Source organism: Acidimicrobiia bacterium (assembly GCA_041393965.1).
In the GTDB taxonomy this organism is placed as follows: Bacteria; Actinomycetota; Acidimicrobiia; order Spongiisociales; family UBA5794; genus UBA5794.
Genome location: JAWKJB010000002.1, coordinates 319,411 through 343,776, shown reverse-complemented (window position 1 = coordinate 343,776; position 24,366 = coordinate 319,411). Strand labels below are relative to the sequence as shown.

Below are 24,366 nucleotides of genomic sequence, written 5' to 3'. Positions count from 1 at the left end.
ACACGATGCACGAGGAACGAATCGGTCCGAACGAATGGGATCGCCATGTCGCCACCGTCGATGTGCCCCAGATCGTGGTCGGTGGGCCGGGAACCGGGAAGACCGAGTTCCTGTGTCGGCGAATCTGCCATGCCGTTCGGTCAGGTTCGGACCCCACGGCGATCGCCGTGCTCACCTTCTCGCGGCAGTCGGTCAACGACATCCGGTCACGACTGTTCGCGATGATCGGGTCGGCTTCCTACCGGGTCCAGGTGTCGACCTATCACTCACTCGCGAACCGCATCGTCGAATCGCACCATGAGACGCTTGGGTGGGCCGAACCGCCGAAGGTGCTCACCGGGCCCGAGCATGAGCGGTTCATCCTTGCGATGCTCCAACACGAGCGTCCCGCGGATTGGCGGTCGACCTACCGCCCGATCCTGCATACACCCGCCATGGCAAGGGAGGTCACCGATTTCGTCCTCCGGTTCCACGAGCAGACAAGGACCACCGAGGACATCGACCGGGCAGACATCGCCGAATGGAAGGGCCTAGCCCAATTCCTTGAGCGGTACACCACCGAGCTGACGGCGACCGGAAGGATCGACTACGGCCGCCTCCTCAAGGAAGCCGTCGCGGTCGTTGGCAACGATCCCACGATCGCAGCAGCGTACGCTCATGTCCTCGCCGACGAGTACCAGGACACCTCGCGAGCCCAAGCAGACCTGCTCTTCGGGTTGGTCGGCACCGATGCGTCCCTCACCGTTGCCGCCGATCCTTACCAGTCGATCTACTCATTTCGCGGGACCGACCTGCACAATGTGCTCGAGTTCCCATCAACGGCAGAGGAGTTCCTAGGGGTCGTCGGTGAGCGGCTGGTTCTCACAACATCGTTTCGGGTCCCGGAGCAGATCCTCGCCGCGGCAGTCAATGTCACGGGCCGAGCACTCCCGGGTGCGGCTGGCAAGGTCGAGAGCGTGCGCCGAGGCGGGAGCGTCGCCACCCATGTCTTCGAATCGCCCGATGCCGAGAGTGAATGGATCGCGACCGACATCGAACGCATCCATCTGATGGACGGCGTCGAACTGAGCCGAATCGCCGTATTCACAAGGTCAGGCGTCGATTTCCAGCAGCGGGTCGGTGCGTCGCTCGAACGCCGCGATCTGCCACACAATCTCAGCCTCGAGCAGCTCGAGGATCAACCCGTGGTCCGGTTCGTCCACGACCTGGTCGCGGCCGCAACCACCGGACCCGACGATGACATCGCCGATCTCATGCGTGGCATCCTCATGGGCCCGTTCATTGCGGCACCGCATGGCGCGGTGAGCGACATCGTCAGGATCGTCGACGCCGGAACTCCATGGAGCGAAGCGATCTCCACCAAGCTCCCTGCCGCGGCCTCCCTCGGAGGCCTTCTCGATGACACGGCCTGGGCCGACCGCCTTCCCGCACCGTCAGGGCTCTGGCATCTGTGGACCGCACTCCCCCAGCTGACGGTCATCGCCAACGATGATCAGCGTCTGTCGGACCGACGAGCCTGGTCGGCGTTCAGCCAGTCGATCACGAGGTCGAGCGAACGAGTGCCGGAGAGCACCCTGCGCGACCATCAGCAGCTCGCACATGCCTCCGACATCGAAGCCGATTCGCTTTTCAGCTTCCGTTCGGAAACCAATGACGGAGTCACCATCGCAACGCTGCACCGGGCGAAGTCAACCGAGTTCGATGTCGTGTACATCGCCAACGCTATCGAGGGCTCCATCCCTGATCTGCGACGACGCGACTCCCTGCTCAAGACACGCCTGCTCGACCCGCATCAGTCCGAGGATTCTGCATCGTATGTGGCGTTCAGGCTCGACGAGGAGCGACGGCTCGCGTACACCGCGATGACCCGAGCATCCGAAAGGGTCGTGTGGACAGCGACGGCGTTCGAGAGTCCCTCGGAACAGACCGAACCAAGCCGCTTCCTCGGTCAGGTTGCACGACCGACAACACCGTCAGCCGCGTCGCATCCCCTCACCCGGCGCGGCTTCGAAGCCGAGCTGCGACGCACGGTCCGCGATCCGCGAGCTGACGATGTCGATCGGATCGCCGCGATCGCGGTCCTCGCGGACGCACCCGCCCACGGTATGACCGACCAGCGACACCGGTATGGAACCGTCGAGCATGGGCCTGATACTGGGTTCGTCCCGTTGGACCATCCGATGTCAGCCTCCCAGGCATCGGATTATGAGCGCTGCCCGTGGCAGTACGCGATCAGAAGGTTCGGAACGCGGCGCGATCCGTCGTCGCTGTATCTCGAACTGGGTCGGATCATCCATGAAGTCCTCGAGATCGCCGAGCGCGAGGTGAGCGGAACCGGCTCCCAACGATCGACCCTCGAACGCGCCATGCGAATTCTCGATGAGGCATGGGCCGACGCGCCATTCGGCCGGGATCCCGTCGGGCTCGCATGGCTTCGCAGGGCGCAGACGATCCTGAGACGACTGTACGAGTTCTGGCCAACGACTGCCCGAGCCATCGCCCTCGAACACGAATTCGAGATCGACCTCGGCGACACAAAATGGCATGGCAGGGTCGACCGCATCGAAGAGGCCGGCGGCACGATCAATGTCGTCGACTACAAGACGGGAACATCCGCGTTGACGGTGACCGAAGCTGCGGAAGCCCTCCAACTCGGTCTCTACGCCCTGGCACTGAAGATGGATCCGGTCATGACCGGCGGCGCACCGGTGACGAGCGCACAGTTCTGGTACCCGGGTATGCCGCCCAACAAGCACAGCATCGTGACTCGCGAGTTCGACATGTCCAACCTCGAGGAAGTCACGGACCGTCTCGCGTCGATCGCCGGCGAGATCCGCGCAGAAGCCTTCGGCCCGGTACCGGACAAGCAGTGCGACCGGTGCGACTACGCGGTGGTATGTCCCGCCGTTCCAAGGGGCAGAGAGGCGTTCCGCTCATGACGATCGAGCCGAGCATCGAGCAGCGCGCCATTATCGAGTACCTTCCAACACACCTGCGGGTCGCCGCAGGGGCAGGTACGGGCAAGACGACGACCATCGTCGAGCGGCTCGCCCGACTGGTCGAAGACGGTACGCCACCGTCGCGTGCCCTTGGCATCACCTTCACCGTCAAAGCGTCCGACGAGCTTCGTACCCGTCTGCGGGATCGCCTCGGCCAGCACGGGAGCGAGGAAGAGGTCGAGGTCGCCACCTACCACAGCTTCTGTGTCTCGATTCTCGAAGAGTTCGGTGCGCTTGTCGGGTACGAACCGACCTCGGTGCTCCTCGACGAAGGGAGCCGAACCGAACTGGCTCAGATGGTTCTTCGGTCGTACGACACCGAACTCGATCTCACCGCGATGGCGCACCGAGCCGACGAACTCACCCGGTTCAACGCCAGTCTCGACCAGCATCTGCTGACGCCAGACGATGTCCGAGCACTCAGCCCGTCACATCCGACACCTGACGATGCGCTCTGGCTCCTGCGCGATGCGTACCTCACCGCCGCTGCGGCATACCGTGCCGAGAAGACCCGCCTCGGCCTCGTGGAGTTCTCCGATCTCATCACGATGGCGGTGACCCTCGTCGAGGACCATCCCGAGGTCGCGGCCGAACTGGCGGACCGGTACGACATCGTCCTACTCGACGAGTACCAGGACACCGATCCCGCGCAGCGGATCCTGCTGACCAGGATCTTCGGCCCGAGGGCGAGCGTCACCGCGGTTGGCGACACCGATCAGACGATCTACGAGTGGCGAGGTGCTTCCCTCGACAACTTCGAGCGTTTCCCCGAACACTTTCCACGATCCGGGACCGCGACGGAGACCCTCCCACTGAGTCTGAATCATCGATCCGATCGCATCATCTTGACACTCGCGAACGCCTTGCGCGACCGTCTCCCGGTCCTCGACGGTGCACGACCACTGACCCCACACGACGGTGCCGAAGACGGCTACCTGGGTGTTGGATGGTTCCGCTCCGAACGAGACGAGGCGCGATGGATCGCAAAGGACATCATCGGCCGACACGACGATGGGATCCCCTATCGTGAGATGGCCATTCTGGTCCGCAAGCGAGCCTGGATTCCCCTCCTCATCGCAGCGATGGGTGAACACGACATACCGGTGTCGGTAAGCGATCCGGGGACGCTGCTCCACATTCCTGAGGTTGCCGATGTCGTGGCTTGGCTCCGCGTTGTGGCGGATCCGGACGACGAAGTACCTCTGCTGCGCATCTTGATGGGTGGCCAGTACCGGTTCGGGCTCGCGGACCTCGACGCTTTCCGACGCTGCGCACGCGAAGCATCGATGAGTTCGATCATGGGCGCTGTCCGTCACCACACGGCCATCGATGGGCTTCCGGCTGCCAAGTCGGAGCTCCTGGACCGGTTCGTTGCCAAACACGAGCACCTCGTGCGGTTTGCGCAAGCCAATCCCGTTGCACGAACCATCAACGAGATCGTCAACACCATCGGATTCTGGGATGAGGCGGCGGCGTTACCCGCAGGCGAAGCAACATCGGCGAGGCTCAACATCGCACGGTTCATCAGCGTCGCAACGAACTGGCGACCGATTGAGGGAAGGCCGACCGTCTCGAGGTTCCTTCGATACCTCGACGCTCTCGACGCCTCGGGGAGAGAGGAATCGCTGACACCGCCGAACCTCGCCAGTGCTGACGCGGTGGAGTTGACAACGGTCCACGGAGCGAAGGGCCTTGAGTGGACGGTGGTGTTTGTGCCTGGCCTCCAAGCCGGCGACTTCCCCTCATCGGTCCGACGGTACGACGATCCGGATACCCATGCCTACCTGGTCCCATACGAGGCTCGCCTCGATGCCGACAGCCTTCGTGCTGTCGCCGCCACCAAGGGAAAGGCCCGGAAGAACCTCCTGAAGGCCCGCGAGCTCAACGCCGAATACCGACTCGCGTATGTCGCGACGACGCGCGCGAGACGCCGACTCGTCATGACGGGCCACGCATGGCAGGACAGCGTCGCCAATCCGAAAGAGCCGTCACCATTGCTGATGCACGCACGACAGATCGATGGTGCCGTCGTGGAAGCCTGGGTAGACGACCCTGGGGACAAACCACCGGTCGAACGGTTCGACAGCCGATCGGACGAACCCGATCCACTGTTTCCGCACGGTCCGGCGTTTGCCATGCGCCAAGCGATTGCCGATCCCGGTTTCCTGCCATCGACCTATCCCGAACTCGCCGGAGCCGTCGGGCAACGGGTCGAGCAGCTCGTCCTCGACATCGGCGCCCTGCGGATCCCACGACTCGAACCTGCCGAACGCCTCTTTTCGACATCGGTCACGGCGGCGGTGACCCTCGCCCAGTGTCCCCTGCGATTCAAATGGATTCATCACGATCGGCTTCCGCGACGGCCGTCGACAGCCGCAAAGCGTGGAACCGAGTTTCATCGCATGGTCGAACTCCACAACCTCGGCATCGTCCCGCTTGACGGTCCCGAAACCGACGCGTACGACGCCATTCGCGACGACACCAGCAACGAGCCCGACCGTGGGACGCCGGGTGTCGAACCCGATCCATGGGCGGTGTTCGAGGCATCACGGTTCGCGGCGAGCCGGCCGCGGTTCGTCGAGGTGCCGTTCGAGGTGTCGATCGGGAACGGGTCCTTGCGAGGCAAGGTCGATGCAATCTACGAACCAACACCGGGAACATGGGAAATCGTCGACTACAAGTCGGGATCGGTCGTCAACGACCCGGCGCGTATGATCCAGCTCAAGGCGTATGCAATCGCCGCGGCTGACGGCGCCATCTCCGGCACCACACCGTGTCGAATCGAAGTGGTATTCGCATACTTCGGTGGACCCGAAGTGGTCGAGATCACCGAGGTGGCCGATGAGGCGTGGATTCGAGGAGCCCGAACGGAACTCGCAGACCTCATCAAGCTGGGTATCGAAGGTCCATGGACGCCCACACCGTCCGACGCGTGCCGCCACTGCGACTTCCTCGTGCACTGCGAAACCGGTGCGGAGTTCCTGCGGGCAGCCGAATGACGGCCTTCGACCGCCGGATCAGATGATGGACCCGTCCTTGGTCTCGACGAGAAGCGTCACCGGGCCGTCGTTGACCAACTCGATCAACATGTGCGCACCGAATACCCCTTGCTCGACCACGAGACCGCGGGATGCCACCGTCGCGCAGAACTGTTCAATCAACGGCTCAGCATCCTCAGGTCGGGCGGCACCAACGAAGGAAGGCCGACGGCCCTTCCGGACACGCGCCGCGAGCGTGAACTGGGAAACAACAAGAACGGCGCCATGCACCTCGGCAATCGACCGATTCATCTTCCCGTCCTCATCGGCAAAGATGCGAAGGTCGACGATCTTGTGTGCACAGGCCACGGCGTCTGCCACCGTGTCGGCGGATTCGACACCGACGAATACGACCAAACCCGACGAGATTCTCCCCGCTGTGTGCCCGTCCACCGTCACGGACGCTGCGAGACTCCGTTGCACGACGGCTTTCATGTCGACCTCTCTTCGGACATCGGGAACCTACACTCGCCGCCATGGTTTTCGAGTCGATCGCATCGGTGCTGCGCGGCTTCGCCATGGGTGCGGCGGACATCGTTCCTGGCGTGTCAGGGGGCACGATCGCTCTTGTCCTCGGCATTTATGAACGACTCGTCGCATCCATCAGGGCCGGCTCGACCGCTCTCGGGAGAATCCTTGCGGGTGATGTGAAGGGGTTCCGTCACTGGATCACCCGAGTCGAATGGGGATTCCTCGTCCCGCTCGGTGTCGGCATCCTCGCAGCAGTGGTGTCCCTCGCGCATCTGCTCACCACCCTCCTCGCCGAAGCACCGGTGGCGATGGCGTCGCTGTTTGCCGGTCTCGTGATCGGTTCGATGCTCATTGCCTGGACCATGCTCCGTGAACCCGCGGCGCGCGAGGTGTGGGTCGCCATCGCGGTCGGTGCGGTCGTGTTCGTCGCTCTCGGAGTGCGAACCGGGACGACCGAAGAGACCGTTGATCAGCTCACGGATCCTGCGCTGTGGGCATACTTCGGGTCCGGCGCGATCGCCATCTGTGCCATGATCCTGCCCGGTATCTCCGGATCGTTCATCCTGGTTCTCCTCGGGATGTACGGCGCGGTACTCGATGCGGTCACCGACTTCGACATCGTTGCACTCGGTACCTTCATCCTCGGAGCGGTTGTCGGGCTCGGCGTGTTCTCGCAGGTGCTCGACCGGGCCCTCACACACCACCATGATGTCGTCCTCGCGGCGCTGGTCGGTCTCATGGCCGGATCGCTGCGCGTGCTGTGGCCGTGGCCGCTCGGGGTCCAATCGACGGTCCTCGGTACCCCCGACTCGGACATCGCGCTGGCGGTCGCAATGGCCCTTGTCGGCTTCATAGCCGTGGTGCTCATTTGGTGGACCGCGATGCGAGTCGAGGCTTCGGCAACCCCTCGTTGACTGATCGGTTGACTGAGCGATGGGCGCAGATCAGCCCGTTCGCGAAAGCGGCACTTCCATGTCCGAGGGGAGCGGCGGTGAGAGGATCCGGAAGAAGATCGGTGACAGGATGGCGGTGACACCGACGAGCAGAACGGCACCAGCTGCCAGCCCGGAATCGATCACTCCGATCTGAACCCCCACTTCGGCAAGGGCGATGATCACGCTCAGTTGGCCTGCAAGCAGAGCGCCGGACCCGAGGGCGTCGCGCAACGACAGCCCGCGCAAGGTGAGCAATGGGGCGGGAAGCATCTTCGCGGCGATCGCCACCACGATGATCGCGCCGGCCGTACGAATAACCGTTGCATCCTGCAAGGCGTCGAGAGGGAAAGCAACGCCAACAGAGATGAAGAAGATCGGGATCAGGAACCCGTACGAGAAGCCTGAGATACGCGCTTCGAGATCCCCCGAGTTGCGGAACACGAAGGCGAAGATTGCCCCAGCCATGAACGCGCCGAGGATCGGATCCATGTCGAGTGCGAGGGAAAGGCCGACGAAGACAAACAGAAGAGCGAGGCTGAACCTGATGCCGATCTCGTCCGGGTCGTGTCGGGCGAACAGCCGCTCCGCCTGGTCGGGGAACCACCACGCGAGGGTCCGCATGATCCAGAGGGCGAATCCCAGGATGATCGCGAACAGTGGTACGGCGAACATCTCGATGCCCCAACCCGACCGGTACCAAACGGAAAAGACGATGATCCCGGTGGCAGCAAGGAACTCGGCGAGGATGCCGATGACGAGGGTCAGCTGGCCCTGACGGGTGCGTCCTCGATTGGTCGAACGCAGTGCAGGCACGATGATTCCCGCAGATCCCGCGGACACGAGCAGCGTCAAGAACAGCCGCGCATTGGAATCCGGCAGCTCAACGAAACCGAAACCGAACCATGCGAGACCAACAAAGATCCCGTACATCACAAGTCCCGTGATCACGGGACCCTTGCCTTCGCGTTCGAGGGAGGTGAAGTCGATCTCGAAACCGGCAAGGAACATGAGGAGGAACAACCCGATCTCGGCGAGCACAAGGATGAAACCTTCCGAGGTCGATTCCGCGGCAATCCACCCGAGGACCTGGGGGCCGATCAGCAGTCCGAACAGGATCTCGAGGACAACGGCCGGGACCCGGATGCGTCGAGCGGCAAGGGGAAGGAGGAATGCAGCGAAGCCGATCACGACGAAGGTCGTGGCGTTCGGAAGAACGCTGTCGGAGGCGGCGACGGCAAGCATGGTCACGATGTCATGGGCACGAATAACACGGAACCCTCACCTCGCGCCGCCGCCCACACGGCGGTCCCGGGGCTCCATCGCCCAACCCGACCATCGGGCATCGAGACCACCAGCAACCGATCGGGTCCGGTGACGCTTGCGATGACACGCACGGGATTTCCGCGGACCACATGGCGTTCCACTTGGACATCCTGAACCGATGCCTCACGCCGGAGCCATGCCGTGGCTCGTTTCTTGTCCATCAGATCGTCCCGCCCCATGAAGGTCGGGTTGGCAACGGCAACACCGATCACCTTGACGCCTGACCGGCGAGCGATGTCGATTGCAGCCCTTCCGGCGGTGTCGGACGAGATCGTTCGTCGAGCGGGGGCAACGATCGCAACGAACCGCGTCTCACCGCGTGTGAGCAACACCGGAACACGCGCGGTCGACAGCGTGTTCAGTGCCGCGGGAATCCCCGAAAACGGCCGGAGCAGCGACCGGCCCGGCATCTTGGCAACAATGACACCAACGCTCTCCTCCTTCGCGATCTTCAGGCGGGCTTCATATGGGTTCCCATCGACGGGACGGAGCTCGACTTCCACGCCGAGCTCGTCGACGCCAACCGTGTCGATGAGGCTCTGGAGCTCATCAGCTTGGGCGGTGCTGCGCAGCTTGGCGGGATCGGTATGGACGACAACGAGGCTTGCCGCATTCGAGTTGCGCACGAAGTGGGCCGCTTCGGCGACGGGACCTTCCAGGTCGGATCTCGAGTCGAGCGACACAACCACCTTTCTCCCGAACTCGAGTGGGAAACGCGATACCCCTCCCGCGAATGTTCTCACCAACTGGGCAAAATCGGCGGCCGAGCCCACGATGGTCACTCGGTCACCTGTGAGGAGTTGCGTCGCTCCGTGCGGGACGACCAGCTTCCCGTCGCGCAGGATCGCCGCGACCACCCACAGCTCTGATGGGATTTCCTTGAGGGCTTTCCCCTGAACGGGCGAGTCGGGGGTGATCTCGAATTCGATCGCTTCGGCCTTGCCAGCCGAGAAGGTGGTCGACGCAAGTTTCCGAGGTTCCATGGCGATCTCCATGTCCCTCGCCGCAAGCGATGCGGGAACCACGACATGAACCCCCAAAGACCGATACTCGTCGGATCGTTCCGGCACCCGCGCGACGGCCACGATGTGCTCTGCACCGGCGTCTGACGCGAGTTTGGCAACCTCGAGGTTGACATCGTCGGTGGCGGCCGCGGCGACCACGGTGACCGCGGTATCGATGCCTGCGCGACGCAACACAACAGCACTCGAGCCGTCACCTTCGATCGTCGTGATGTCGCGCACGCGCTCGGCGGCCTCGAGGCGCGCCGGATCGATGTCGATGACGACGAGATCCCAGGTGTCTCCGAGGCGTCTGATCAACTCGCGGGTTGTGGCGCCGGCACCGACGACGACCGCCTTCATGATCCTCCGATCGGGGATGCGTGGGTCGCATTATGCCCCGTTTCCCCACCGGAGGGGCACACGGTCGCTACGGGCCGAATCGGGGTGCCGTCGCGACACGGCGAGGAGAACCGATCTCGACGGTCGTCGCGCGAGCCTCGTTGTGGGCATGGCTGCCGGTCTCATCCATGGAAAGGACGGGTGTCACACACGCATCGGTGCCATCGAAGACGCCCTGCCACTCGGCGCGGGTTCGCTCCATGAACACCTCACCGAAGCGCTCGCTGAGCGCGATCCAATTCTCCGGGTCGAGCCGATCGGGCAACTCTGCCGGATCCAGCCCAAGGCCCCGGACGAAGGCCGTGTAGAACGCAGGTTCGAGGGCACCAACCGCCATGAACTTGCCATCAGCCGTCGCGTAGGTCCGGTAGAAGGGCGCACCGCCATCGAGAAGGTTCGCGCCGCGCCGATCGAGCCACATGCCCGCGTCGCGGAGCCTTCGGATCGGCTCGAACAAGGCACCGACACCGTCGATCATCGCGATGTCGACAACACAGCCCTGTCCGGTTCGCTGACGCTGCACCAGGGCTGCAAGGATCCCAACGATGGCGAACATGGTGCCGCCCCCGTAGTCCCCCACGAGGTTCAGCGGCGGTACCGGCATGCGCGACGGGCCGATCGCGTGGAGTGCGCCGGTCAGCCCGATGTAGTTGATGTCGTGCCCTGCCATCGTGGCGTACGGACCGTGCTGCCCCCACCCGGTGACCCGTGCATAGATGAGGGCGGGATGCTCGGCGCGGACGGTGTCTGGGCCGAGTCCGAGGCGCTCGAGGGTGCCGGGGCGGAAGCCCTCAACGAGTACATCGGCCGCTGTGAGGAGCGCCATCGTGTACCGAACGCCCTTGGTTGTCTTGAGATCGCAGGACACGACCTGCCCGCGCGCTGATGTGCTCGGGACAAGCGTGCTCGGCAGGGCATTGCCACCCGGCCTCGCGACGGTCGTGACCGACGCTCCGAGCTCCTCCATCAGCTCGGTGGCGAGCGGAACGGGACCGATTGCTTCGAACGCGACGATACGGACGCCCTCGAGGGGACGGTCGGGTGCGCTCACAAGGAACACCAGCTCTCGACGAGGAGGTCAAGGAATCGGTCGCGGTCGAGATCGAACATCACGGTTGCATTCGGTGCAGATCCATCGGCACGATCGTAGGTGTTGCCGATTCTCGCTTCGTTGGTGATGTCGATCGCAACGGCCATCGACCGGCCGGAGAACAGTGTGGGATCGATCAGGTACGCAACAGCGCACGGGTCATGCATCGGTGCCCCTTCCCAACCGTACTTCTGCATGTCGTACCGTTCGTAGAAGTCGATCATGCCGGCACACGCCATCGAGATGATCGAACCATGGTCGACGAGCTGCTGTTGGCGGCCCTGTGGAAAGATGGCCTTGTGGGTGACATCGAGGGGCATGATCGTCAATGGGATCCCACTGTTGAAAACGATCGCTCCCGCGTGGGGGTCAACGAACGCGTTGAACTCCGCGAATGTGGTCGTGTTCCCTGATTCGTCGAACGCTCCTCCCATCCAGACGATCTCACGAATCTTCGGAACGATCCTCCGCTCCTTCGCGATCGCCAGCCCGATGTTCGTGAGCGGACCGATGGGGACCAGCGTCACCGAGTGGTCGTTCGAAGCCATGCAGGTGTCGACGATGTGATCGACCCCGTGCTTGGCTTCGGGAGAGCGGCCGGTGCGCGGAATATCAGCGCCGTCGATACCGGTGTCACCGTGGACATATTCGGCCGTGTACTGAGCCCGAATGAGGGGCAGCTCGCATCCGCGATAAACCGGTACATCGTCGTGTCCGGCAAGCGCGAGGAGGTCGAGGACATTGTCGGTCACCCGCGGTTGGGGGACATTCCCTGCCACGGACACGACCGAATGGAGATCGATCTCGGGTGCCGCGAGGGCGAGAAACAGCGCGAGCGCGTCGTCCTGTCCCGGATCGGTGTCGAGGATGATGGTTCGAGCCATGGATCATGCCCCTTCGGTCGCGATTCTGAGAAGAGCGCCGTTCTGCGTCACGATATACAGCTCCGTATCGGGTCCGATCCCGAACCCGGTCGGGTGATCGAGCGGCCCCGTCTGTTCGGTCCAGTCGTGGAACATGCCATCGCGAGCAACACTGAGCAGGATGCCCGAGCAGTAGTCGGCGTAGAAGAACTGCCCGTGAAGCGACGGTATTGCCGCTCCGCGATAGACGGCACCACCGGTGACGGAACATCCCTCGTCGTGGGCGTATTCGGCGATCGGGGTGACGAGGCCATCGGTGTCGCATGAAGCCCCGCCGAAGCAGCTGCCACCCTCCCTGATCGGCCAGCCGAAGTTTGTGCCTGCCGCACCGACATCGATGACATCGACCTCTTCGATCCGATTCTGACCGACATCTCCGATCCACAGGTCCGTGCCGTCGAAGGCGAAACGCCACGGGTTTCGCAGGCCGATGGCCCACACTTCGGGGGCTCCGTCGACACCGTCGGCAAACGGGTTGTCGACGGGTACGGTGTATGACCCGTCGTCGAGGACATCGATCCGCAGCAGCGCTCCGAGCAGCGTGTCGGCGCGCTGCCCGTTGCCGAAGCGGTCGTCGGCGGCTCCGCCGTCACCAAGACCGATCCACAGGAATCCGTCGGGCCCGAACGCGATCATGCCGCCGTTGTGGTTGGCGGCTGGCTGATGCACCCGCAGGACCATCTCGCGAGTTGACGGATCAAAGACGCCGCCGCGGTACTCGATCCGTTCGATGATGCTCGATCCGTCGTTGGCGGTGTACGAGAGATATGCGGAGTGGTTCGTCGCGACCTCGGGATCGAACGCCATGCCGAGCAATCCCTGCTCGCCGCCGAAACGCACATCGGATGAGATGTCGAGGAGTTCCGTGCGGTTGGATCCGTCCAAGGCAACGAGGCGACCGGGCTGTTCGACGATGATGAACCGTGGACGGATCGGATCCGTCAGGATCAACACAGGGTTATCGAATCCATCGGCCACGGTGGTGGCCTCGAGCGAGAGTTCCGAGATGGGAATGGTCGGAATCGTCGTCGGCGAGGCGATCGTCGAGGGTGAGGTCTGGTTGGGTTCCGTCGTCGTCGATCCGGTCAGGCTTGTCGCCGTTGGCGAGGTCGTCGACTCGCCCGGGTCCCCGGAACAGCCAGCGGAGGCGAGCGCGAATACACAGGCGGCGAACACGAGAGCTCTCATCGGGCAGTACTCATGGCATCGAAAAGGGAACCGTTGAGCATGACGACCGTCGACATGATGCCGATTGTCGCACAGGATCATCGGTACCACCGATACCGACGCCGCGTCTACTCGTACGCCGAGGACTCGTGCTTGGTGAGAAACTCGTAGATCTCGACCATGTCCACACCGGGAATGGTCTCCACCGGCATCGCAGCGAGCACATGGGAGTTCGGCCGAACCGACGGCCACGCGTGGCCGTTCCACCGTTCGGCCATCTCCTCGCTGACCTGGCGACAGCAGTCACCATCGGGGCAACGCGACACACTGCGCCGTTCGGTGTTCCATCCCCGGAACCACTTGGCGTCCTCAAACCGGGCTCCGACCGTGATCGCAGACACCGGCTCGCGTGCCGACTCCACAAAGGTCGCACACCAGAAGGTCCCAGCAGAGGTATCGGTGTACTGATAGTGGATCGTGTAGCGAGCTTCGGATGAGAAGGCCTGGCGAGTGCCCCATTCGCGGCACAGCCGCTGCCCCTCGATCGCTCCCGCCGAGTTTTTCGGGAACGGCACGCCATTGTTCGAGTATGCCTTCCAGATGATGCCCTGATCGTCGGAACGCACGAAATGGGTCCTGAGACCGAGGTGCTTCGTCGCGAGGTTCGTGAATCGGTGGCCCGCCATCTCGTAGGAAATGAAGAACCGGTCCTTGAGGTCTTCGACGGAGAGGTTTCGGTCGGCCTTCGCGTCCGCGAGGTACGGAACGGCGGCCGTCGCGGGGACGAGGACCGCACCCGCGAAGTAGTTCGCCTCGACACGCTGGCGCAGAAACTCTCCGAAGTCCTTGGGGTCGGGGTGCTGAAGCGCAAAGTGGCCGAATGTCTGGAGGATGACCGAACGCGACTGCTTTGAATCGAAGTTGTCACGGCCCGGCACGAATATCTTGCGGTTGCGCAGGTCGGTCACCGACCGAACGGATGCGGGCACATCGGGGGTGCGAATTACGCTGAAGCCAAAATGCGCGGCGAGGGCATTGAGATCACCTTTGGACATCGCACCCTGGCCCGAGTAGTCGATCGCTGCAACGGCATCCGCTGCCAGGGCCTCGATCTCGGCGAAGTAGTTGCCCCGCTCCGTCATCTCCGCGCGAAGCTGCGCGTTGGCGGCACGAGCTTCGTCCCGCGTGAATGGTGCCGCAGCGTCCCTTCCGCGGAGCTCCCGGTACAGGGCAACCACATGTTCGAGAGCTGCATCGGGCATACGAGCCGATGGTTTGAGATACGGGAGTCCGAGATCGCGATAGGCCTGGTCCCGCTGCGCTCGCTCGATCGCCACCTCGAGTTCGTCCCGGCGCGAGGGAGGTTCGACGCTGAGCAGGTCGGCGACATCGACGCCGAGGGCGCCGGCAAGGTCGTTGATAAGGCCCAGCTTCGGTTCCTTCTTGCCGTTCTCGAGCAGGGACAGGAACGGCGCAGGTTTGCCGACGCGCTCACCCAGGTCGTCGAGCGTCATGCCGAGGCGCTTGCGCTGGTGCCGGACCTGCCGACCGAACATCAAGGGATCCATCGCTGCCACAATTACTCCATAACTACAGCCAGAAGATAACTATCGATGATCTTATCACTTCTGAGGTTTGCATTGTGCGCAAACTCTCCGTTTCCTACGGTTCTGCGACTCGAAAGGTCACGGTGACAGCACCCAAGATCCTCGCACCGATGTCGGACACGATGCGATCGGTCCTCACTCCCGACGCCCTCGCGTTCGTCGCGGCCCTTCATCGCGAATTCGACCGGCACCGCAGAAGCCTCCTCGACGCACGCGCCACACGACAACGCTCGCTCGACGCCGGTGGCCAATTCGAGTTCCTCACCGAAACGAGCGGACTCCGGTCGGAATCCTGGATGGTCGCTCCCGCTCCTGCGGATCTGACTGACCGCCGCTGCGAGATCACCGGTCCGACGGATCGAAAGATGGTCATCAATGCCCTCAACTCCGGTGCACGGGTCTTCATGGCCGACTTCGAGGATTCGAACTCGCCGACCTGGTCGAACATGATCGACGGCCAGGCGAACCTCCGTGACGCCATCCGCCGACAGGTCGACTTCACGGCCCCGAACGGCAAACGCTACGAGCTCGCAGAGTCAGTAGCCACCTTGATGGTGCGCCCACGGGGTCTCCATCTCGATGAAGCCCACATTCTCGTCGACGACGACCCGGCGGCGGGTTCCCTCGTGGACTTCGGCCTCTACCTGTACCACAACGCCACCGAGCTCTGCGAGCGCGGCAGCGGACCCTACTTCTATCTTCCGAAACTCGAGAGCCATCACGAGGCTCGATGGTGGAACGATGTCTTCATCACGGCCCAAGACATGCTCGGGCTGCCCATCGGGACGATCAAGGCAACGGTGCTGATCGAGACGATCGCTGCGGCGTTCGAAATGGATGAGATCCTGTACGAACTCCGCGAGCACTCTGCGGGCCTCAACGCTGGCCGTTGGGACTACATCTTCTCCATCATCAAGAAGTTCCGGAAATCGAGCGACCTTGTGCTCCCCGACCGAGACCAGATCGGCATGACGGTTCCGTTCATGCGTGCCTACACGGAGCTGCTCGTCCAGACCTGTCACCGACGCGGGGCGCACGCGATGGGCGGCATGGCTGCATTCATCCCGAGCCGCACCGACGAGGCCATCAACCGAACGGCGATCGCGAAGGTGAGAGAGGACAAGGAACGCGAAGCGCGTGATGGCTGCGACGGAACCTGGGTCGCCCATCCGGACCTTGTCCCGGTCGCAACGGCCGTCTTCGACGAGGTGCTCGGCACACGGCCGAACCAACTCGACCGGCTCCGCCCCGATGTAGCCGTACGCGCCGACCAACTCACCGACTTCGAGGTGGATGGAGGAACCATCACCGACGAGGGTGTGCGGCACAACATCGATGTTGCAATCCGGTACATCGCCTCCTGGCTCACGGGAACCGGTGCTGCCGCCATCTACAACCTGATGGAGGATGCGGCGACGGCCGAGATCTCGAGAAGCCAGATCTGGCAATGGGCGCAGTCGGGCGCTACTACGGTCGCCGGAACCGAGATCACGCCTGCTCTCGTCAGCAAGATCGCAGACGAGACGACCGACGCCATCCGTACCGAGCTCGGCCACGATGCCTATGCAGCGGGCCGGTACGACGACGCCCGAGAGCTGTTCGAGCGCGTCAGCCTTGCCGATGACTTCCCGGACTTCCTCACCCTTCCGGCATACGAGATGCTCGAGTGAAATCCTTACCAAGCACGAACCCGAACGGGAGACCCACATGACCAACGAGAGCCAGATCGCGGCGAGAGCCCACGAGATCCAACAGGATTGGGACACGAATCCGAGATGGGACGGGGTCCAGCGTGACCACACGGCAGAAGATGTCGTGCGCCTCCAGGGTTCGTTCGTCGAGCAATACACGATCGCGTCGGTCATGGCCGACAAGCTCTGGAGTCTGTTGCACACGGAGGACTATGTCCACGCGCTGGGCGCGATCAGCGGCGGCCAAGCGGTGCAGATGGTCAAGGCCGGCCTCAAGGCGATCTATCTGTCGGGATGGCAGGTCGCGGCGGATGCAAACCTCTCCGGGGCCGTGTATCCGGACCAGTCCCTCTATCCGGCCAACTCGGCTCCAGCACTGGTCAAGCGAATCAACAACGCACTGAGACGCGCCGACGAGATCGAATGGTCCGAAGGTGAGCACGACACGGACTGGATGGTTCCGATCATCGCAGACGCGGAGTCCGGATTCGGCGGAGCGCTCAATGTGTTCGAGCTGACCAAGAGCTTCATCGAAGCAGGAGCGGCCGCCGTCCACCTTGAGGACCAGCTCTCGTCAGAGAAGAAGTGCGGCCACATGGGTGGCAAGGTGCTCATTCCGACCGGCCAGCATGTGCGCACCCTGAAGTCGGCACGGCTTGCCGCCGATGTGCTCGGCGTTCCGACGCTCATCGTTGCGCGCACCGACAGCCTCGGTGCGACGCTGCTCACGACCGATGTCGACGAGCGGGACCGACGGTTCACGACCGGCGAGCGTACGGCTGAGGGCTTCTTCACTGTCGACAACAGCATGGACGCCGCAATCAGCCGCGGGCTTGCGTACGCCCCATACGCCGACCTCATCTGGTGTGAGACATCGACACCCGACCTCGACGAGGCCAAAGCGTTCGCTGATGCCATCCGGGGCGAGTTCCCCGACAAGATGCTTGCCTACAACTGTTCACCGTCGTTCAACTGGAAGCGACACCTCGACGATGCGACGATCGCGAATTTCCAAAAGGAGCTCGGAGCCATGGGCTACCGATTCCAGTTCATCACGCTTGCAGGGTTTCATGTCCTCAATGCAGGCATGTTCGACCTCGCGCGGGGCTACGCCGAGCGGGGCATGGAGGCGTATGTGCACCTCCAGGAGTCGGAGTTCGGCATGGAACGGTTCGGCTACACCGCCACCCGCCATCAGCGCGAGGTCGGAGCAGGCTACTTCGACCAGGTGAGCCAGGTGATCACCGGGGGCGAGTCGTCGACCCTCGCGCTGGAAGGGTCAACCGAATCCGACCAGTTCTACGACGCCGACTAAGCGCGCAGAACGCCCTCGGCACGCGAACTCACAACAGCGAAGAGTTCTCTGCGGTTTCGGTGAGGATCGCGGCGACCTCGCCCGGTGCCTCGATGTTGATGGCGTGCCCGACGCCGTCGAGTGACCGGCATAGGGGTGATTCGAGCGCCTCAACGATCGGAGCCGTGGCGGCGGCCGGGACCATTCGATCCTCGGTTCCCGTGACGACGATGGCCGGGACCGAAACCGCCCGCGCGGCAGCCACCGCGGCGTCGTAGCCGTTGCACGCGTGAAGATCGGCTTCGATCACCGCGCGCGGCACGCGATCCATGAGGAGCCGGTGCGCTTCCCGCCGTGCCTCGAGTTCGGGGCTGGTGCGTTTCGACGCTGAGTATTTCGCCATGAACGAGCGAGCAGCGTCACCGTCGGATGCCGCCATATCGAGGAGTGTGGCTGACACGCTCATCGGATGACCGACACACATCAGGGTGACCGCCGCGAGGCGGGTGTTGCGTCGACCAGCAATATCAAGGGCGATCAGAGACCCCATCGAGTGGCCTGCAAGCACGATGCCGTCGAGTCCTTCATCCTCGATCAGGCCCTCAACCCAATCCGCGAACTCCCCGATCGATCGAAGGGCTGGTTCGCCACTCGATCCATGCGCAGGCAGGTCAGGAACAACACACGGCACCCCGGAAGCACGAACAGCCTCAGCTACACCATCCCACGAGGCTGCGCTTCCGGCAGCACCGTGAAGGATCACAACGGTTCGCGCCACGGATGCCATCGCCGCTACCTGATGCCGACGGCGTCGGCGAGTCGATCACGCCACATCCCGGTGGAACCAAACAGCAATGAAGTCGACTTCGCGCGCTTGAGATAGAGGTGGGCTGCATGCTCCCAGGTGAACCCGATCCCACCGAGCACCTGGATCGTCTCACCAGCAACGGCAAGAGCGGCATCAGAGCACACCGATCGGGCCACCGGTATGGCGATCGCGGCCTCTTCCGGATCCTCGAACGACGCTGCGGCGTGCCAAGCAGCCGACTTTGCGTGCTCAACGGCGACGAGCATGTCCGCACACTTGTGCTTGACCGCCTGGAACGAGCCGATGGCTCGGCCGAACTGGAATCGCGTCTTCGCGTACGCAACCGAGGTCTCGAGTCCCCACTGCGCTCCCCCGACCTGCTCACACGCCAAACAGACGACACCCATGTCGATCGCGGTCGACACCGCTGCTTCGGCGTCGACACAGACGGACGCGGAGTCGAGGCGCACCCCCGTGAAACGGACCTCTCCGATCGGTCGTGTGGCATCGAGGGCGTGGGTCGGCACGACCTCGACGCCAGCGGCCCGTGCCGGAACCACCGCCAGCGCCATGCCATCCGGCACAGCGGCAACAACGACGAAGACATCTGCATGGACCGCGTCGGTCACGAATCGCTTGGCGCCATCGAGGATCCAACCGTCGCCATCAGGCACAACCGAAGTCTCCCCACCACCGACGGTGATGTCGTGGGCGGACTCATGCATCGCAAGGGTGCCGATCATCTCGCCGCTCGCGAGTCCCGGAAGCCAGTGCTGTCTGAGGTCGTCGTCCCCGGCTTCGAGGATGGCCGTCGCGGCAAGGGCGGTTGACAGCAGCGGAACGGACGCAACCTTCCGGCCGAGTTCCTCGAACACGATTCCGACCTCGACGGTTGTGAAGCCCGCACCGCCGTACGCCTCGGGAATGTGCAGGCCGAACAGTCCCATGTCCCGCAATCCGTCCCACACGGGACCGTCGAAGGAGTCGTCTGTCGTCGACATCTCCCGCGTCCGGTCATCGTCGACCGTGGCCTCGAGGAACTCACGGAGTGTCGACGCGAGCATCGACTGCTCGTCGGTGCGTGTGAAGCTGATGCCGTCAGCCACGGGGAACATCCTTCCACGGGATGTTCTTGTCGACCCGTGGCTCGCCGGGAAGCCCAAGGACCCTCTCGCCGAGAATGTTCCGCATGATCTCGGATGTCCCGCCTTCGATACTGTTGGCCCGCGAGCGCAGGAACCACCGTTGCGCGGACAGCACACGCTCGGTCATCCGCGTGTCGTACACGGTTGGTTCGAGGGCGTAGCCCTCAGGAATCGTCATGCCCTCGAGACCCATCGAACCGACCGCGAAGGCGGTGATCTCCTTGTTGAGGTCGGCCCAGGCGAGCTTGCCGGTCGAACCTTCGGGACCGGGGACACCGACCTTCATGTTCTCAGTTGCGCGGATCGCGGTCAGGCGCATCGCTTCGTTCTCGGCCCACAGGCGCGCAAGTTCACGACGATCGGCCGCATCACCGGACCCCGCCGCCTCCCACGCATCCATCGCAACCGCGATGGCCCCGCTTCCACGAGGCGGTGTACCGCCGCCGATCGCGACCCGCTCGTTCATGAGCGTGGTCATCGCAACCCGCCATCCTGCCCCGACATCGTCGATGCGCTGATCATCAGGCACATGAGCGTCGTTGAAGAAAACCTCGTTGAATTCTGCCTCGCCGGTGATCTGATACAGGGGACGAACCTCAACGCCATCAGCCTGCATGTCCACGACGAAATAGGTGAGGCCCTTGTGTTTCGGCTGATCCGGATCGGTCCTTGTGACAACCATGCCCCACTTCGCGATGTGCGCAAGGGTCGTCCAGACCTTCTGTCCGTTGATGATCCACTCGTCACCGTCCCTGACCGCCCGCGTCGAGAGCCCCGCGACATCAGATCCCGCGTCCGGCTCCGAGAACAGCTGGCACCAGACCTCGTCGACCGTGAACATCGGGCGGAGCCACCGTTCCTTCTGTGCCGCCGTTCCGTGGGCGGCGAGGACGCCTGCCCCCATCCCGATACCAAGGATGTTCGCCGTCCGGTTCCACAGCGGTGCATCCGCCTCACCGAGCCGCCTCGTGACGGTCTCGCGGAATCTCGGGCTGACGCCGAGCCCCCCGTATCCCTCCTCGAAGTCGACCCAGGCCAGGCCCGCATCGTACTGGGCCCCCCAGAAGCGCTTCGGATCCGTCGATGCGGGTGGATGATCGGCGAGCAGCTTGTCGATGGCCTCATCGACAAGCGCTGCATCGGTGTCGGTCGTCATCATGCCACTCCCTCTTGTGGATTCACCGTGAATCCATCACGAACATTGTCAGGACATCAGCAACCATCGCAGGCGTTTCGTCACCTTCGATCTCCACCACGATGCCGGTCGTTGCAAGGTAGCGGCCCCCTCCCTTGGATGTGAAGTCCTTGAGGGTGCTCCGCGTGCGGATTCGACTCCCCGCCTTGACCGGGTTGAGAAAGCGGACCCGGTCGCTCCCGTAGTTGAGTGCCATCAGCGCCCCCGCGGGCCCCACATTCGAGTCCGATGCCAGATGCGGAAGCAACGAGAGCGTCAGGTACCCGTGTGCGACCGTCGAACCGAACGGACCCTCTTCGGCCCTGCGCTCATCGACATGGATCCACTGGTGGTCGAGGGTCGCATCGGCGAATGCGCTGATTCGACCCTGATCGACCGTGAACCAATCCGAATGTCCGACTTCGGTTCCGACGAGCTCCGCCACCTGTTCCAACGGCACTTCACGCATGTATCCACCTCATGTCCAGCGCAGCAGGCAGAATACCGCCACCGGCGCGGCCATCCCGTCGTAGGGTCTGGCGGGATGCATGCGGTCATCAAGGAGCGCACATGGATATCAGGGAGAAAGTCGTTGTGGTCACCGGAGGCGCGAGTGGCATCGGGGAGGCCCTTGCGAGGCGTTTCGCCAACGAAGGTGCGGGCGCGGTCGTCGTCGTTGACATCGATGCGGAGGGTGCAGCTCGGGTCGCAACGGCGGTCGGCGCAGCTGCAAGGACACTCGATGTTGCCGACGCGGTTGAAACACAACGCGTGTTCGGCTCGATCGAAGACGAGTTCGGGAAGGTCGACATCGTCTGTCTCAACGCCGGAATCGCGACCGGTGGGTCTGTCGATGTGCCCGATGCGGTGTGGCAACGAACCTGGCAGGTCAATGTCATGAGCCATGTGTACGCGGTCCGAGCCGTTCTCCCCGGCATGCTCGAACGCGCGAGCGGATACCTCGTCCATACGGCGTCGGCGGCAGGGCTGCTGACCAACCTCGGAGCTGCGCCGTACTCGGTCACCAAGCACGCGGTCGTCGCACTGGCCGAGTGGCTTTCGGTCACCTACGGCGACCGCGGCCTTCGGGTGTCGGCGTTGTGTCCACAGTTCGTCGACACGCCGATGCTCGACCTGTTCGGCGGCGACAGTGCCGCAATGCAGACATGGGTGCGCGACCTCGCGATCACCCCCGATGCAGTCGCCGAGGCCGTCATCGAAGGTATCCATGAAGAGACTTTTCTGATCCTTCCACATCCCGAGGTTGCGGAGTACTTCGCGCGCAAGGCGTCGGACTACGACCGGTGGCTTGCCGGCATGCGCACGCTCCATGCATCCCTCGACGGTGTTTGATCGCTGAGTGCGATTGCGATCAGGCACCGATCCGGAGAACGACCTTGCCTCGAGCGGCGCGGGAGCGAACCAAGTCGTATGCCTTGAGGAACTCATCGATCGGGAACGATGCCGTCACGCTCGGGGACAAGGATCCGTCCTCGACGAGAGCAAAGACCTGTTCGAGGAACCGCCTGCTCCCTGCGGGATCATGCATTGACCAACCACCCCAGTACACACCGACCACCGATGCCTCTTTGAGAAGTGCGAGGTTCCACGGCACCCGCGGGATCTCCCCGGCCGTGAAGCCGATCACGAGATGGCGGCCCCTCCATCCAAGCGATCGGAATGCTGGCTCGGCGTATTCGCCCCCCACCGGGTCGTACACGACATCGACGCCACGACCCGAGGTCAGCTCCTTGACCCGCGTCCGAAGATCCTCGGTCGCGTAGTTGATGGTGTCGGCGGCACCGCGCTCGCGACAGTGGGCAAGCTTGTCGTCAGAACTCGCCGCCGCGATGACCCTGGCACCGAGCATCGCTCCGATCTCGACCGCTGCCGAGCCGACACCTCCCGCCGCTCCCAACACGAGGAGCGTGTCATTCCGAGCAATGGGGGCGCGGTTGACGAGGGCGTGGTATGAGGTCGCGTACGCGATGATCGTCGCTGCCGCGGTCTCGAAGCTGACCCGGTCGGGCACGACAACGCAATGATCAGCGTCGACGATCCATCGTTCGGCGAATGCACCGAATACGCCCGCTGCAGCAACCCGGTCACCGACGCTGAGTTCGGTGACACCGTCACCGACGGCCGCAATCAACCCCGATGCTTCGAACCCCGGCGAGAACGGTGGCTCGGGCCGCACCTGGTAGGCCCCCTTGATGGTGAGGAGGTCGGGGAAGTTGAGCGCCGCAACCTTGACATCGATCGCCACCTGACCAGGTCCGGGATTCGGAGCGGCGGCATCGGTGACGAGTGCGAGGTCTTCGGGGTCTCCGTACGCGGCGCACACCACCGCTTTCATCGGTCTTGCCCCGCTCCTCTGGTCGCCGCATCGAGGAACTTCATCGTCTGATCGTTGCCGCTCGTCATCTCGCGCTGTCCGTCCGGTGCGACGATGTCGGCGAGACGCTGCGCGATGGTCTCGGGGTTTCGATCAGCTGGGGGAAGCCAGATTCCCTCGGTCTCATTGATCTTCGCAGCGGCGTAGCCACCGGCGCCTGCGGCGAGGATCATGCCATTCGGAGCGTCGGACGACACGAGGAACAGGACCGCGGGTGTCACCTCCTCGGGAGCGAGGAGTTGCTTGGCGTCGTCGGGGAGCAACTCGTCGGTCATGCGAGTGTGCGCGACAGGGGAAAGCGCATTGACTCGGATGTTGTACTTCGTTCCTTCGATGCGCAGCGTGTTCATCAGTCCAACCACCCCGAGCTTGGCAGCACCGTAGTTCGCCTGACCGAAATTGCCGTAGAGGCCCGACGATGAGGTCGTCACGACGATCCGCCCGTAGGAGCTGTTCCGCATGTGGTCCCAGACTGCCTTCGTACAGTTCGCCGTACCGGTCAGATGGACCTTCACAACGAAATCGAAGTCGTCCATGTCCATGTTGGCAAAGCTCTTGTCGCGCAGGACCCCAGCGTTGTTGACGAGGATGTCGACCCTGCCCCAGCGTTGGAGCGCAGCAGCAACCATCGCATCGACGGCGTCTCGATCGGTGACATCTGCGGCATTGGCCATCGCCTCGCCACCCGCAGCCTCGATCTCGGCCACAACCGACTCCGCAGCGCTCGCCGATGCCCCACTTCCGTCCCGTGCACCCCCAAGATCGTTGACCACCACGCGAGCGCCTCGTTCGGCAAGCGCAATGGCATGGGAGCGGCCGAGTCCATGTCCCGCGCCGGTCACGATCGCGACCTGTTCATCGAAGGTGATCATCGGTCCCCTCTTGTCGGCTGTGGGCGCCGAG

General features: G+C 63.6%; 19 protein-coding genes. 6 read left to right on the top strand and 13 right to left on the bottom strand.

Annotated elements, in window-relative coordinates; genetic code table 11:
* The first annotated feature begins 5 nt into the window (after positions 1 to 5).
* Together R2823_06425 and R2823_06420 are read left to right on the top strand one after the other, a co-directional pair.
* Positions 6 to 2,939 carry an ATP-dependent DNA helicase gene (locus R2823_06425; GenBank protein MEZ5175824.1) on the top strand — a complete coding sequence of 978 codons (2,934 nt, stop codon included), beginning with the start codon at positions 6 to 8 and terminating at the stop codon, positions 2,937 to 2,939.
* Entirely contained in the window at positions 2,936 to 5,998 is a 3,063-nt protein-coding gene (locus R2823_06420) for an ATP-dependent DNA helicase (protein ID MEZ5175823.1), read from the top strand. The genes R2823_06425 and R2823_06420 overlap by 4 nt, the downstream gene beginning before the upstream one ends.
* A gap of 18 nt (positions 5,999 to 6,016) precedes the next feature.
* On the opposite strand, the gene dtd is transcribed toward R2823_06420, so the two are convergent.
* The gene (gene dtd, locus R2823_06415) at positions 6,017 to 6,472 is read right to left on the bottom strand and encodes a D-aminoacyl-tRNA deacylase (GenBank protein MEZ5175822.1); all 456 of its coding nucleotides are present in this window, start codon (positions 6,470 to 6,472) and stop codon (positions 6,017 to 6,019) included.
* 41 nt (positions 6,473 to 6,513) lie between these two features.
* Between dtd and R2823_06410 the strand changes: the two genes are divergently transcribed.
* Entirely contained in the window at positions 6,514 to 7,422 is a 909-nt protein-coding gene (locus R2823_06410) for a DUF368 domain-containing protein (protein MEZ5175821.1), read from the top strand.
* A gap of 30 nt (positions 7,423 to 7,452) precedes the next feature.
* Here the strand turns inward: R2823_06410 and R2823_06405 are convergent, their stop codons facing one another.
* The 6 genes from R2823_06405 to R2823_06380 form a co-directional block, all read right to left on the bottom strand.
* The gene (locus R2823_06405; GenBank protein ID MEZ5175820.1) at positions 7,453 to 8,685 is read right to left on the bottom strand and encodes a cation:proton antiporter; all 1,233 of its coding nucleotides are present in this window, start codon (positions 8,683 to 8,685) and stop codon (positions 7,453 to 7,455) included.
* Positions 8,686 to 8,687: 2 nt separating this feature from the next.
* Positions 8,688 to 10,130 carry an NAD-binding protein gene (locus R2823_06400; GenBank protein ID MEZ5175819.1) on the bottom strand — a complete coding sequence of 481 codons (1,443 nt, stop codon included), beginning with the start codon at positions 10,128 to 10,130 and terminating at the stop codon, positions 8,688 to 8,690.
* A 67-nt stretch (positions 10,131 to 10,197) separates the two neighbouring features.
* Positions 10,198 to 11,229, bottom strand: a complete 1,032-nt coding sequence (locus R2823_06395) for a CaiB/BaiF CoA-transferase family protein (GenBank protein MEZ5175818.1) — start codon at positions 11,227 to 11,229, stop codon at positions 10,198 to 10,200.
* Complete coding sequence (locus R2823_06390) at positions 11,217 to 12,143, bottom strand: nucleoside hydrolase (protein MEZ5175817.1); 927 nt, start codon at positions 12,141 to 12,143, stop codon at positions 11,217 to 11,219. Before R2823_06390 ends, R2823_06395 begins: the two co-directional genes overlap by 13 nt.
* 3 nt (positions 12,144 to 12,146) lie before the next feature.
* The gene (locus tag R2823_06385) at positions 12,147 to 13,370 is read right to left on the bottom strand and encodes a PQQ-dependent sugar dehydrogenase (protein ID MEZ5175816.1); all 1,224 of its coding nucleotides are present in this window, start codon (positions 13,368 to 13,370) and stop codon (positions 12,147 to 12,149) included.
* 107 nt (positions 13,371 to 13,477) lie between these two features.
* Complete coding sequence (locus R2823_06380; GenBank protein MEZ5175815.1) at positions 13,478 to 14,905, bottom strand: helix-turn-helix domain-containing protein; 1,428 nt, start codon at positions 14,903 to 14,905, stop codon at positions 13,478 to 13,480.
* Positions 14,906 to 15,066: 161 nt separating this feature from the next.
* On the opposite strand from R2823_06380, the gene aceB reads away from it, so the two are divergent.
* Together aceB and aceA are read left to right on the top strand one after the other, a co-directional pair.
* Entirely contained in the window at positions 15,067 to 16,626 is a 1,560-nt protein-coding gene (aceB, locus tag R2823_06375; protein MEZ5175814.1) for a malate synthase A, read from the top strand.
* A 37-nt stretch (positions 16,627 to 16,663) separates the two neighbouring features.
* A complete protein-coding gene (aceA, locus tag R2823_06370; GenBank protein ID MEZ5175813.1) occupies positions 16,664 to 17,962 on the top strand; it encodes an isocitrate lyase in 1,299 nt (432 codons plus the stop codon).
* Between the two features lie 28 nt (positions 17,963 to 17,990).
* Here aceA and R2823_06365 read toward each other — a convergent pair whose 3' ends face one another.
* From R2823_06365 to R2823_06350, 4 genes are read right to left on the bottom strand one after another with little or no spacing between them, the layout of a single operon-like run.
* Entirely contained in the window at positions 17,991 to 18,728 is a 738-nt protein-coding gene (locus R2823_06365) for an alpha/beta fold hydrolase (GenBank protein ID MEZ5175812.1), read from the bottom strand.
* Positions 18,729 to 18,733: 5 nt separating this feature from the next.
* Positions 18,734 to 19,855, bottom strand: a complete 1,122-nt coding sequence (locus tag R2823_06360; protein MEZ5175811.1) for an acyl-CoA dehydrogenase family protein — start codon at positions 19,853 to 19,855, stop codon at positions 18,734 to 18,736.
* A complete protein-coding gene (locus R2823_06355; GenBank protein ID MEZ5175810.1) occupies positions 19,848 to 21,053 on the bottom strand; it encodes an acyl-CoA dehydrogenase family protein in 1,206 nt (401 codons plus the stop codon). Before R2823_06355 ends, R2823_06360 begins: the two co-directional genes overlap by 8 nt.
* 19 nt (positions 21,054 to 21,072) lie before the next feature.
* Entirely contained in the window at positions 21,073 to 21,537 is a 465-nt protein-coding gene (locus tag R2823_06350) for a MaoC family dehydratase (GenBank protein ID MEZ5175809.1), read from the bottom strand.
* A 101-nt stretch (positions 21,538 to 21,638) separates the two neighbouring features.
* Between R2823_06350 and R2823_06345 the strand changes: the two genes are divergently transcribed.
* Entirely contained in the window at positions 21,639 to 22,421 is a 783-nt protein-coding gene (locus R2823_06345) for an SDR family oxidoreductase (GenBank protein MEZ5175808.1), read from the top strand.
* Between the two features lie 19 nt (positions 22,422 to 22,440).
* Here the strand turns inward: R2823_06345 and R2823_06340 are convergent, their stop codons facing one another.
* On the bottom strand, positions 22,441 to 23,424 hold the full coding sequence (locus R2823_06340) for an NADPH:quinone oxidoreductase family protein (protein ID MEZ5175807.1): 984 nt from the start codon (positions 23,422 to 23,424) through the stop codon (positions 22,441 to 22,443).
* The gene (locus R2823_06335; protein ID MEZ5175806.1) at positions 23,421 to 24,335 is read right to left on the bottom strand and encodes an SDR family NAD(P)-dependent oxidoreductase; all 915 of its coding nucleotides are present in this window, start codon (positions 24,333 to 24,335) and stop codon (positions 23,421 to 23,423) included. Before R2823_06335 ends, R2823_06340 begins: the two co-directional genes overlap by 4 nt.
* Positions 24,336 to 24,366 lie beyond the last annotated feature (31 nt).